The organism is Sediminibacterium goheungense (assembly GCF_004361915.1).
Taxonomy (GTDB): domain Bacteria; phylum Bacteroidota; class Bacteroidia; order Chitinophagales; family Chitinophagaceae; genus Sediminibacterium; species Sediminibacterium goheungense.
This window is the reverse complement of record NZ_SNWP01000010.1, coordinates 1606044-1618477: the sequence shown is the minus strand read 5'-3', so window position 1 is coordinate 1618477 and position 12434 is coordinate 1606044. Positions and strand designations below refer to the sequence as shown.

The 12434-nt window shown below is 40.1% G+C and carries 10 protein-coding genes; 5 read left to right on the top strand and 5 right to left on the bottom strand.

Features of this window, described 5'->3' with window-relative positions:
* Nucleotides 1-10 precede the first annotated feature (10 nt).
* On the top strand, nt 11-922 hold the full coding sequence (locus tag BC659_RS06930) for an OmpA family protein (RefSeq protein WP_133473943.1): 912 nt from the start codon (nt 11-13) through the stop codon (nt 920-922).
* Between the two features lie 90 nt (nt 923-1012).
* On the opposite strand, the gene BC659_RS06925 is transcribed toward BC659_RS06930, so the two are convergent.
* The gene (locus BC659_RS06925) at nt 1013-1699 is read right to left on the bottom strand and encodes a hemerythrin domain-containing protein (RefSeq protein ID WP_162847371.1); all 687 of its coding nucleotides are present in this window, start codon (nt 1697-1699) and stop codon (nt 1013-1015) included.
* Nucleotides 1700-1937: 238 nt separating this feature from the next.
* Here BC659_RS06925 and BC659_RS06920 point away from each other — a divergent pair, with 238 nt between their 5' ends.
* Complete coding sequence (locus BC659_RS06920) at nt 1938-4313, top strand: ATP-binding protein (protein ID WP_133473941.1); 2376 nt, start codon at nt 1938-1940, stop codon at nt 4311-4313.
* Here the strand turns inward: BC659_RS06920 and BC659_RS06915 are convergent.
* The gene (locus BC659_RS06915; protein ID WP_133473940.1) at nt 4302-5000 is read right to left on the bottom strand and encodes an alpha/beta fold hydrolase; all 699 of its coding nucleotides are present in this window, start codon (nt 4998-5000) and stop codon (nt 4302-4304) included. The two genes, BC659_RS06920 and BC659_RS06915, sit on opposite strands and share 12 nt — an antisense overlap.
* 144 nt (nt 5001-5144) lie before the next feature.
* Between BC659_RS06915 and BC659_RS06910 the strand changes: the two genes are divergently transcribed.
* Nucleotides 5145-6218, top strand: coding sequence for a cytochrome-c peroxidase (locus tag BC659_RS06910; protein ID WP_162847370.1), 1074 nt, complete (start codon nt 5145-5147; stop codon nt 6216-6218).
* Nucleotides 6219-6340: 122 nt separating this feature from the next.
* Nucleotides 6341-8803, top strand: a complete 2463-nt coding sequence (locus tag BC659_RS06905; RefSeq protein ID WP_133473938.1) for a TonB-dependent receptor — start codon at nt 6341-6343, stop codon at nt 8801-8803.
* Between the two features lie 149 nt (nt 8804-8952).
* On the opposite strand, the gene BC659_RS06900 is transcribed toward BC659_RS06905, so the two are convergent.
* The 3 genes from BC659_RS06900 to BC659_RS06890 form a co-directional block, all read right to left on the bottom strand.
* Nucleotides 8953-9837, bottom strand: coding sequence for a helix-turn-helix domain-containing protein (locus BC659_RS06900; protein WP_133473937.1), 885 nt, complete (start codon nt 9835-9837; stop codon nt 8953-8955).
* Nucleotides 9838-10156: 319 nt separating this feature from the next.
* Complete coding sequence (locus BC659_RS06895) at nt 10157-10894, bottom strand: murein L,D-transpeptidase catalytic domain family protein (RefSeq protein WP_133473936.1); 738 nt, start codon at nt 10892-10894, stop codon at nt 10157-10159.
* Nucleotides 10895-11076: 182 nt separating this feature from the next.
* Nucleotides 11077-11658 (bottom strand): adenylate kinase, encoded by a 582-nt coding sequence (locus BC659_RS06890; RefSeq protein WP_133473934.1) that lies wholly within the window; start codon nt 11656-11658, stop codon nt 11077-11079.
* A gap of 179 nt (nt 11659-11837) precedes the next feature.
* Between BC659_RS06890 and msrB the strand changes: the two genes are divergently transcribed.
* Complete coding sequence (gene msrB, locus BC659_RS06885) at nt 11838-12401, top strand: peptide-methionine (R)-S-oxide reductase MsrB (protein WP_133473932.1); 564 nt, start codon at nt 11838-11840, stop codon at nt 12399-12401.
* Nucleotides 12402-12434: the final 33 nt, after the last annotated feature.

Here is a 12434-nt window from a genome sequence, read left to right as displayed (position 1 = left end):
ACGTAGAACTATGAGAACCAATCGTTTCATCGTGGCAGCAGCCTCTTCAGTACTGCTGTTTTCCTGTGTAAGTACCAAGAAATTTAAAGAGTCAGAAGCAAAATATACCCAGTTAAGCGGTGCGTATCTGGAAATGCAGGGAAAATACCGTGAATTACAGGATCAGATCAAAGATCTTGAAAACCAATTGGCAAAATCAAAGAGCCAGAACAGTGAATTGAATACCCGCAAACAGGCACTTGAGGACCAGTTGGCCGATCTGAATAAGCAGATCGATTTCTTAAAACAAAACAATACAACAGTATTGAATCAATTAAAAGATCTTTCCGTGGTAACCGGTGCGCAGGCTGAAAGCATTAAGAAATCGCTGGAGAATATTGGTGCTAAAGATCTTTATATCAAAGATCTCCAGGGTTCCATTGCCCGTAAGGATTCTTTAAACATGGCCCTTGTAATGAACCTGAAAGGGGCCATCGGTAACCTGAATGACGAAGACATTAATATTAAAGTTGATAAAGGTGTTGTGTACGTAGATATTTCTGATAAACTGCTTTTCAAAAGTGCCAGCTATGAAGTAACCGACAGGGCCAGAGAAGTACTGGGTAAGGTAGCCAAAGTATTGAATGCTCAACCTGAAATTGAATTTATCGTAGAAGGTCATACAGACTCACTGCCTATTAAAACTTCTGTGATTCAGGATAACTGGGATCTGAGTGTAAGAAGGGCCACTACCATCGTACGTATATTACAGGATACGTATGGCATTGATCCCAAACGTATGACCGCTGCTGGAAGAAGTCAATACATTCCTTTAAAAGACAATGGAACAGCTGAAGGAAGAGCTGCTAACCGTAGAACAAGAATTGTAATTCAACCTATGCTTGATCAATTCTTCAAGCTGCTGGAAAAAAAGCCGCAATAAGCTTACTTACTAACCAACCATATACCAAGGAAGCCCTCTGTAATGGAGGGCTTCTGTTATATATACCGATTGTAGTAAGTGTAAATTTATTTATGCCATTTCAGGGGTGGCAATAGCTTCCTGTATGGCTGAAAAATCTATGGGCGACAAAGCATGAGCAGCCAGCTCCAACATCTGGTCGAATATAAATGAAGGGGCTGTTGCCTGGATTACTTTGTACCACTCAATAATCTCATGTGTGGCAAGACCTTTCAACATCCAGTAGCTATACCGGGCGTTTTTTTCGGGCGGCAAGCTACCAACAATATCCATGGTTACAGCGTGCAATTGTTCATCGCTATAGTATTTCCATAACAGATCCCTTATGATCACTTCTTCCATATTCATATGGCAGAGGTTAAAAGCCGTAAACTCAGCTAATGAAAACTGCAGCTGACGACCGGCAAAAACTTTATCACTGGGTTTTGCAGCCACTTCATACTGTTCAATACAGCCTTGTAAATGTGCGGCCAGCATATGGTCCTTGTCATGTTGTTTTTCAAAGTCCTCTATAACTTCGGGAGCTTTTAATTGCAAGAGGCTGAATACTTTGGTGTCTTCTGTGTGTGCATGGCCTTCAAAAAGCCAGATCAATTCTTTTAAAGAAGCGATCGTTTCGGCAGCAGCTGCGTCATCCATAAAATTGGTATGCTGTACCTGTAGTGAGCAATGGTATAACATTGCCCTGAGTCCCTGATGTATCTGATAAAAAGGGTTATAACGCGTTTCGTTTTGCATATACTGTTTTTTAAACAGGGCCAAAGCTGCAGGAAATAAAACAGCTAACATATCACATAAGAATGTGGTTGGTGATCAGTGGCTAAATAAGAAGGAGACTGGTTGTATAACTACAGGAATGCAATAGAAAATTTTTTTATATGGAAACCTGTTGATTAATTCGGTACTTAGCGAAAGTTTTGAGTAATTTGAAAGCAGAACTGCTGACGCCAGCGGAGTAAAATTTTCAAGCAAGCAGATGAATCTATATCCAAAGTCTATATTCAGGAACAGGCTGATAATAGTATTATTTTTCAGCAGTTTATTGTTTCATTCTTTAGCTGCTCCGCAACCTCCGCGTGCACAAAATGGTATCATTGATTTACGACAGATAGATTTGTCTACCACCAGGATCAGGCTCGATGGTGAATGGGGGTTTTACTGGCAGCAATTGTGTGAACCCGGCGAAAAGGAAAGCCGCATGACAGGACTGATTCCTTTTCCGAAAAGATGGGATGATACGTTGATAGGCGGTAGTGTTATTACACCTAAGGGCTATGCCTCCTATATGCTTACGGTACTGCTTCCGCACAATGCCAGAAACCTGGCACTGGATGTACCAGATACTTATACCAGCTACAAATTATTTGTAAACAATGAATTATTTGTACAATCGGGCGTACCGGGTAAAACAAAAAAAGCCACCGTACCTCAATGGCAACAGTTTACGCGTGAACTTTTTCCGGTTGGCGATACGCTGAAACTGATTTTACAGATAGCTAATTTTGAACATTCAAAAGGCGGGCCCTACAAGTCTATTGTAATTGGTAATAAAGAAACACTATTTACCGAAAGGGCGAAGAACAATGGACTTGATTTTATATTGATGGGGAGTATAGTGATGTGTGGACTCTTCTTTTTCGGTCTGTATTTTTTCGGACGTTATGATAAAACGATTCTTTATTTCGCATTATTCTGTATTACTTATAGCTATCGGATTGTTGGCGCCTCACAATATGCGTTGCATAGTTTTATTGGAGATGTTCCGTGGATCATACTGGTACACCTTGAATACCTTACCCTTTTTGTAAGTGTAATCTTTTTTACACAATACACACAAAAACTGTATCCGGAAGATTCTAATAAATATGTTACAGCAGTTGAAACCTGGGCCTGTATTATTTTATCTCTGATAACAATTATTTTCCCGCCTTCCGTATTTACGCAACTGATCAATCCTTTTTTATTGGTTATGTTCAGTGTAATTGCCTATGCGTTTTATATTTATGTAATCGCTTATCGTAAAAAAAGACTGGGAGCTGGTTATGCCTTAATGAGCACAGGTGTTGTAATGCTCGTATTCATTATTATCAACCTGCAATACTTCGGTTTTGTGGCTCCGCAGAAGGAATTATTGTTTATTGGTTATATATCCTTCTTTTTCCTTCAATCACTGATTCTTTCTTACCGTTATTCTTTTCTGTTGAATAAAGCCAAGAAAGAAGCAGAACAGGGATTGGTCGCAAAAAGTGATTTTCTGTCAAACATGTCACATGAAATCAGAACTCCTTTGAATTCTGTGATTGGCCTATCGCATATTTTACTGGAAAACAAACCCAGAGAAGACCAGAAAGAACAACTGAATGTATTACTTTTTTCAGCCAATAACCTGCTGAATATTGTAAATGATATCCTCGATTATAATAAAATCGAAGCGGGTAAGATCAATTTCGAATACATAGACATGGATCTGGTTAAAGTATTTCAGGATTTATTGGCCGGACTTAAAACCATTGCAGATGAAAAAGGAATTGAGCTGATTCTTGAAAAAGATCCTGCATTTAACTCCCGTATTATTTCTGATCCAACAAGAATCAGTCAGGTAGTAGGTAACCTTTTACAGAATGCCATCAAGTTTACCAGAAAGGGACATGTAAAACTGGTGATTAAACAGGAAAAACTGAGTAAACAGCATGTAACACTAACCATCCGGGTAGAAGATACCGGTATCGGTATTGCTGCTGAAAAACAAAAATTGATCTTCGATCGCTTTACACAAGCGGATACTTCTACATCCAGAAGTTTTGGTGGTACCGGTCTTGGTCTTTCCATTTGTAAAAAAATACTGGAGCTGCAGGGTTCACAACTGCAACTTAAGAGTGAAAGTGGAACAGGTTCTGTCTTTTTCTTTACACAGACCTTCCCTGTTTCACAGGCATTCAATTTTAACCAGGAGGAAGAGGTTGTTGAAATTGAAAAAGGAAGACCTCTCAGCGGCGTATCAATGCTGATGGCAGAAGACAATGAACTGAATGTGCTGGTAGCAAAAACCTTTCTTGAAAAATGGGGTGCCCATATTGATGTTGCTGTAAATGGTGAAGAAGCGGTTAAAAAACTGGATACCCAAAAACATAAACTGGTATTAATGGATATGCATATGCCTGTGATGGATGGTTATGAAGCCATATCTGTTATCAGGTCAAGGGGCATAAACATACCCATTGTAGCTTTAACAGCCAGTCTTCCATCCGAAGTTGAGGAAAAAGCAAAAGACCTTTCCATCAATGGAATTGTTACCAAACCTTTTGAGCCAGACGATTTTTTAAGGCTGCTGATCAAAATATTACATGGCTGATCCGGAAAAAAAGGACAATAGTGTTTCGGCTAAGTATGAAGCATTTACCTGTTCCAAAGGATGAAGTGTATCGGCTAATACAATCATGGAACTATTGTGCAGTTGTGCCTGTATGGACTGGGTTTCCGCTAAGGAAACCATATTGTCTTTTTCACCTATCAGCAACAGGATTTCTGTATTGATTTTCGAAAATACCTCATCATGTAATAATGGATTATTGCCCAGTTTCACAAGCATATCGGCTGTAGCTTTCAGTAATAGTTTCCATTGTTCAGCTCCATGTCTCTTCGCCAATGCAGCTGCAAATGCCGGTATTTTTTCTTCAATAACATCGGGACGTAACATTTTAATTTCTTTGGCTGCAATTTCAGGCGACCAATGATATTTGGTTCCCAATGTGGCTATTTTACCGATAAGGTCCGGATATAAAGTGGAAAGATATATGGCTACATAACCACCCATACTATATCCGAAAACAGAGACATTGTTTAATGAATGTTCCCTGATATACGCAAATGTTTCCGAAGCAAACAACTCCATTGAAAGAGGTTTGTTGATAGGCTTACCGCCATGTCCTGAAAAATTGAAACTATGTATGCGGTAGTCCTGTGAAGAAAAAAGGCTGCGCAAAGCAGAAAACTGGTCTTCGGAACCAATGGCCCCATGAAGCAGAAGGATATCTTGCATGCAACAAATATAATTAACTCACCCCGACCCTCTATGCTTCGTAAAGAGAGGGCCGGGATGAGTTGCGAAAGTTTTGTTAACGGCGAAGGTTTTTATAACAGGCTGCATCTAAAAAGTATCATGCAAATACTAAACCTTCTGCACATGAAAAAGAATATGATTGCGGTGCTGACTATTGTTTCTATTGTATTTCAATACTGCTCCGGAAAAGATGCGGTTACTACCAATACTTCCACCACTAATAATACAATACCGGTAACAACCAATACGGCCAGAACACCCACCCTGCCTTCTACACCTTATTCATATGCCAATCAGGGGCTTCCCTCGCATATTGCACAGGTATTGGCCGCGCAGGATAATACCCCTGCCGATAATCCTGTTACCGATCATGGAGCAACGCTGGGAAGGGTATTGTTTTATGATGTTCAATTATCAAAAACCAATACCATCAGTTGCTCCAGTTGCCACCAACCCGCTCTCTCTTTTTCAGATTCGGCAGTTAAAAGTAAAGGGTTTGCAGGGGGATTAACCAACCGCCATTCGATGCCCTTAGTAAACCTGCGTTTTTATAAATCAGGTAAAATGTTCTGGGATGAAAGAGCGGCAACGCTGGAACAACAGGTATTGATGCCTGTTCAGGATATGACAGAGATGGGTCTTACTCTCGATGAACTGCAACAGAAAGTAGCGGCACAATCTTATTATCCAGCTTTATTTCAGAATGCATTTGGAAGTACACAGGTTACCAGTGAGCGTATCGCGAAAGCATTGGCACAGTTTCTCAGGTCAATTGTTACCACACAGGCAAAATATGACCTGGTAAAACAAGGGCAGGCACAGTTTACACCCGATGAGGCTGCAGGTGAAAACCTTTTTCTGAATGCCGGAAATATTACCTGTGCAGCTTGCCATACACCTCCTATGTTTATTACATCTTCTCCGGCTGCCGCTTTCGGACTTCCTGATGCTACAGATCAGGGTATTAATGGAACCAGGGCTTTCAAATCCAGTTCATTAAGAAATGTGGCCAATACGGCACCTTATTTCCATAATGGATCTGTGCGCTCATTACAAAATATGCTTGCTGGCACCAATGGGGCCATACCACAGCATACAGTGGCTCCACGGGATGTGCAGCGGTTACTGGCATTTATGCAGACTTTGACAGATGGTACCAGTATACTGCAGGAAAAATATAGTAATCCGTTTAAGTAAATGTAAAAAACAGACATATTTATTTACGAAAGTCTCCGTTGACTAAGCTTCTTTTACAGTTCAACAGAATATGGTCGTTTACCGTAGTTGTGCAGCAGATATTTGGTTAAGAAATACCGACCATGAAAAACTGTTACCTTTTTCTTTTATTCGCCATACTGTTTTCGGGTTATGCAAATAGCCAGCCTCAGCGATCAGGGAAAATAACAGCTATTGTTCAGAGCGAGCAACAGCAGGCCATTGAAAATGCAACGGTTGAATTATTGCGCTCAAAAGACTCCATACTGGTAAAAGCGGCCATAACAGATAAAACAGGACTGGCACTGTTTGAAAATCTTTCTTGGGGAACTTACCAGCTGCGTATATCTGCTGTTGGTTATACAACAAAATATTCCCAGCTTCTTGAATTGAATGCACAGCAAAGTGAAATGCAGTCTGGAACCATTACACTTGCTGTAAGTGCTGCTTCTACAAGTGAGGTAACTGTAACCAGCCGTAAACCATTTATACAAAAACTCACCGATCGTATTGTCGTGAACGTAGAGAACAGTATTGTTAGTGCAGGTAGCTCGGCACTGGATGTATTGGAACGTGCACCGGGAGTAACTGTAGACCAGAATGATGCTATTGGCCTGAGAGGAAGGCAGGGTGTGATTATTATGATTGATGGAAAGCCCACGCCAATGACCGGTGCCGATCTGGCCAATTATTTACGCGGACTTCCCTCCAATACCATTGAGCGGATTGATATTATTACCAACCCTTCTGCAAAATATGATGCCGCAGGTAATTCAGGTATCATTGATATCAGAATGAAAAAAGACCAGCGCATGGGTACCAATGGTACGGTAACAATGGGTTATGGACAGGGTATCTACCCAAAATCGAATGCGGGACTCACTTTTAATCATCGTAACAAAAAGATCAATCTGTTTGGTAACTATTCATATGGCTACCGGATGAATCTTAATCACCTGATTCTGGACAGGAATTTTTTCGATAACAATGGTATATATACAGGAGGTGATCTGAAAGACAATTACACCAAAACGCCTGTTCATTTTCACAATACAAGATTTGGTATTGATATTTTTCCATCTAAAAAAACCATTATCGGTGCAGTGGTGAGTGCCAACTTTAATAAAATAGGGAGAACTAATGTAAACGGATCCGAGGTGTTAAATGCTCAGCGACAAAAAATATCTACTTTTCAAACCTTGGCGAATAACAATGACCATGCAAATAACATCGTAGCCAATATTAATTTCAAACATTCCTTTAATACCGCAGGAAAAGAGTTGACAGCTGATGTAGATTATGGTGAATACAACTCATCCTCGTTTTCACGGGTAGCTACTAAATACTTTAACCTGAATGGCGGAAGTCTGCAACCTGATTATATTCTCGATGGTGACCAGGATGGTAAACTTATTTTAAGAACAGCGAAAATAGATTATGCCAACCCATTAAAAGCCAGTGGCCGTTTTGAGGCAGGTGTAAAAACCAGTTATGTTTCTGCCGATAACGATGCGAAATTCTTTGATGTAAGTAGTGGTACACCACAGGATGATGTAAACAAAACCAATCGTTTTAAATACAATGAATATAATAATGCAGGATACCTGAATTTTAGTAAGGAATTTAAAAAATTCAGTCTGCAGTTGGGCCTCCGTGGTGAACATACGAAGATTAATACACATCAGTTAAAAGGCAATATCCGCTTTGATTCTTCTTATTTCCAGTTATTTCCAAGTGCTTTTTTGAATTATAAAATGAAAGAGAACCATACGCTGGGTGTATCGGTGAGCAGAAGAATCGATCGTCCGGGTTACTCGCAGTTGAATCCCTTTTTATTTCTGATTGATGTTACCACCTATGCTACGGGCCGTCCGGGTTTATTGCCGCAGTTAACCTGGTCGTATGAGTTGAGTTATACCATGAAGAATATCAGCTTTACTTTGGGCTATAGCCGCACCAAACAAAACCAGAACGTAGCCATTGCCCGTTTCAAGGATGTATTCCCCAATATTCCTTCTGATGATAATGTTACGGTACAGATTCCGGTAAATCTTTCATGGCAGGATTATTATGGATTAACGGTGTCGGCGCCTGTACGCATAAGTAAGTGGTGGAACATGATTAATAATGGCAACCTATATTATAACCATTTTAATGGCCGGTTGGGTACTACACAACTAAATAACGGAAGACCTTCTTTTGATATAAGAACGAATAATACATTCACCATTGGCAATGGATGGATAAGCGAATTGAATGTGAATTATAATTCAAGCGGACAATATGGCTTCATGGTAGCAAAAGCACAATGGGGTCTTGCATTAGGTGTGCAGAAAACAGTGATGAACAAAAAAGGAACCATCCGTTTTAATATTTCTGATATTTTCTGGACCAATCTTCCGAGAGGAACGATTACCTATAATAACTATCTGGAAAAATGGCGTGCTTATCGTGAAACAAGGGTGGCCAACCTGACATTCACTTACCGCTTTGGTAAAAATACGGTACAGGCAGCGAGAAGGAGGACTACCGCTTCAGAAGAAGAAAGAAGCCGGGCAGGGAATTAATAGTTTGAATGGTGAATGGTGAATAGGTTCGCTATTCACTATTGACCATTGTATTTATACATCAGGAAATAAGTAGAGGCAGATATCAATCTCTAACTAAAATATCTAAGGGTATATTTTTCTCACATGTTATATCTAACGGAAAAAACTCATTCACCATTCACCATTGACCATTCACTCTTATGTTTGCTATGAAGCTTTTCCAGCAGTTTCAGGTGGGGCTGTAATTTTTTCAGTGTGTTTTTTTGCAGAAAACTTTTCAGATGTTTATAGAAATGGCTATGGTCGTAATAACCATAGTCGGAACTTTTGAAAGTATCGGGATCGCTTACCAGGTGTTCCGTTGCTTTCCGTATACGCATGATTTGTATAGCCGTTTTGGTACTGATGCTGGTAGCTGTTTCAAAATAACGTTGTAAAGTACGTGAGGAAACACCGTATTGTTTGGCATAATCCTCAACAGGTGTAATAAAGTCGCGTTTGTTTTCGCAGTGTGCAAGTATCTCAGATACAATCTGAATTGGTTTGAGAGAACCTGAATACTGCCGGATAATTTTATCGAAATACTGTGTAAGTAAATCTACCCGTTCACCAAAATTGCCTGCTTTTTTTACGGCAGCAAGAATATTTGCATCCATCAGGTAACTGAGTGGAAAAATATATTCTCTGTACTCGGAAAAATTAATTTTCTTCTCAAAAATAACAGGCGATATCTTGAACTTAATACCAAACAGTTTATTACCAGGCTGGTGATAGCATTCTATAGCACGATGACGTGGAAGAAAACCATCTGTTTTCATATCAAACTTTTTATCACCGACCTGCATAACAAAGGGCGTACCCAGGTTGAGCAGGTAAGTATAACCAGTATTGGGAAAGAGCGCATCTGAAAACCCTTTCGGGTAGAGGTTCCATAGCTCATCAAAATCGGTTTCCCAGAAAAAGTCGATAAAATAAGAAATAGACTCATCAGCTCTTTGACGCTGATAGTTTTGGTTGAAGTGGTCGGTGTGAAAAAATTCTACGTGTTGCATGGCTGCTATTGACTAAAGGTAGACAAGCAGACAGGGCAATAACTTGTTAAAATATGATATTCGGTTAAAACAAATGATAAGGAAAATGTGTGTGGTTTCACCGGACTGAAATATGCTGCATCGTTTTAGATGATGACAGTCATAAAGAAAATTTTCAGAAATGTATATTGTACACTTTGAAAGTCTGGACAGCACGAAAGAAATCCTGTAAAAGATCATGATTGAAATGAAATAATTGGGTTTGTACGCACGTAAGCGTAGGCTGGCAAAGTAGTTGCCAGCAATTCAATCCCTGCACCGGATTGAAGTCCGGTAAACATTAAATCAGTTTCGATTGTCTGCTATAAACCGCTGCAGGCGAATAAATAAAAAGACAGGAACCATTCTGAATGGTTTGAATCAAGTCTTTATGCACTTCTTCGGGAATAGCCGGGCAGCCCTGGCTCCTTCCCAGATAACCCTGCTGACGTGCAAATGTTTCACTTGCATAATCGGCACTGTGTATTACAATACCTCTTTGCAGGGCTTTATCGTTAATGCCTTTTTCTTGGCCTACTAAGCGGAGCGAAAAACCATGTTTGCCGATATAAGTGGGTCCTGTAGTATAAAATCCAAGGCTGCTCTGGTAACTGCTGCTTCGGTTCGAAAAACGTTGTGCTACCAGCTTACCCGAATTTTTTCCATGCGATACATAGGTATGATAGAGTAAGCGATCGTTGGTAAGATCAATTACAAAAAAGCGCTTTTGCGTAGAAGGCAAACTGAAATCGATAACAGATAAGATGGCATCATTGGTAAGCTGACCTTTTTCCTGTAGTTTTTTATATCCTTTCAGTGCATAAAGCAGCGCCTGTCTTGACAGACCAAGTTTATCAAGGTCCAATGTTTCATATAAATTCAAAGCGTCTTCCGTTATGGCATCATGATAGGTCGGCCTGGTGATTGATTTGCTGGCTGGAGATGTTTTTACCGTATAGCCAGTGAGGCTAAAAACCAGGGAAATGAGTAAAGCTGAGATAACTGCGCTGAAAAGAGATTTTTTCTGTTGTTTGTTCATACACACCATTTATCCGCACCACAACAACGGGGGGACTGCAAAATTAGGGAGTATGAACAAGCTGAAAACCCAATACACAAAGCTTTAACAGTGTTTTGTCGAATTTATACATAAAAAATCCCATCATAGCTGGTATGACGGGATCGCAGTTGGTTGTTGGTTGTAAAAAACTTTATGTATCTTTATAAAGACAGTCTTTGGTCTATCTCGCTGCGTAGCGAAGCAAATATTTCATCAACAGTACCTTCACCTTTAATGTGTACCACTTTATCGAAGCCGGCGTAGTAATTGGCTACAACGGTCGTTTTTTGCTGGTATTCAGTAATGCGTGCACGAATTACGGTTTCATTGGTATCATCGCTTCGGCCACTGGTTTTACCACGGTTGAGCAGGCGTTTCACGAGTTCTTCCTCGCTTACGTCAAGTGCCAGTACCACTCCGATTTCTGTTTGTTTGAGCTTAAGGAGTTTGTCCAGCGCAATACTTTGTGCTTCGGTACGGGGAAACCCATCAAAGAGGAAACCTTTGGCCTGAGGGTTTTGGTCGAGGGCAGAACTGATCATTCCGATTACGACTTCATCAGGAACCAGCTGGCCCTTATCCATAAAAGACTTAGCTTCCAGTCCAAGAGGGGTTTGGGCTGCTATTTCACTGCGTAATAAATCGCCGGTCGAGAGGTGTTTTAATCCGTAGGTAGCGATCAGTTTTTCACTTTGCGTACCTTTTCCACTGCCGGGAGGTCCAAACAGAATAATATTAAACATGTACTAACTAACCTTGCGTGAGTTACAAATATAAGCCCAAAGCCTTAAAAAACATTTAACAAAGCATTAAAACATTGAATAAAACCCATTTGTAAGGAAAAAAACAGGTGTTCGTCAGTAATGATGCAAACTTTTCGGCGCCTATAAACGTAATTTTAATGTATCAAAAGTTTTAGCATATGAAGTTCTTATTCACAATAGCCCTGTCAACATTCATTATTCAGGGTTGTTATTCTCAAAATACCCCATCGAAACAAACAAAAATGGACAGCACAGAAAAAAATAATAACCCGGTATATTCCCGGACCGATAAATCGAAAGTGGTTCTGAAGGAAGATGAATGGAAAAAAATTCTTTCACCTGAAGTGTATTATATCGCCCGCCAGAAAGGTACTGAGCGGCCCTGGACCAGTAAGTTTGAAAACTTTAAGGAAATAGGCACCTACTATTGCGCAGTTTGTGGCAATGCACTGTTTAAAAGCGATACCAAATTCGATAGTGGTTGTGGATGGCCCAGCTTTTATGAGCCCATTACCAAAAGCTCTATTATTTACCTGCCCGATAATACTCACGGAATGGTAAGAACAGAAGTACAGTGCGGCCGTTGCAAAAGCCATTTAGGACATGTATTTGAAGATGGCCCACCACCAACCGGATTACGTTATTGTATTAATGGTGTGGTTTTGGATTTTGAGAAGGCAGAAGAGGCAAAGAAGAAATATGAAAAAAAGAACTTGGATTAGTTATGATTTTATTTGATGAGCTATGATCTGCTA

Excerpts from the sequence above, each read along its gene's own strand:
- BC659_RS06930 (WP_133473943.1), top strand. The coding sequence starts at position 11 with ATGAGAACCAATCGTTTCATCGTGGCAGCAGCCTCTTCAGTACTGCTG.
- BC659_RS06925 (WP_162847371.1), bottom strand. The coding sequence starts at position 1,699 with ATGCAAAACGAAACGCGTTATAACCCTTTTTATCAGATACATCAGGGA.
- BC659_RS06920 (WP_133473941.1), top strand. The coding sequence starts at position 1,938 with ATGAATCTATATCCAAAGTCTATATTCAGGAACAGGCTGATAATAGTA.
- BC659_RS06915 (WP_133473940.1), bottom strand. The coding sequence starts at position 5,000 with ATGCAAGATATCCTTCTGCTTCATGGGGCCATTGGTTCCGAAGACCAG.
- BC659_RS06910 (WP_162847370.1), top strand. The coding sequence starts at position 5,145 with ATGAAAAAGAATATGATTGCGGTGCTGACTATTGTTTCTATTGTATTT.
- BC659_RS06905 (WP_133473938.1), top strand. The coding sequence starts at position 6,341 with ATGAAAAACTGTTACCTTTTTCTTTTATTCGCCATACTGTTTTCGGGT.
- BC659_RS06900 (WP_133473937.1), bottom strand. The coding sequence starts at position 9,837 with ATGCAACACGTAGAATTTTTTCACACCGACCACTTCAACCAAAACTAT.
- BC659_RS06895 (WP_133473936.1), bottom strand. The coding sequence starts at position 10,894 with ATGAACAAACAACAGAAAAAATCTCTTTTCAGCGCAGTTATCTCAGCT.
- BC659_RS06890 (WP_133473934.1), bottom strand. The coding sequence starts at position 11,658 with ATGTTTAATATTATTCTGTTTGGACCTCCCGGCAGTGGAAAAGGTACG.
- msrB (WP_133473932.1), top strand. The coding sequence starts at position 11,838 with ATGAAGTTCTTATTCACAATAGCCCTGTCAACATTCATTATTCAGGGT.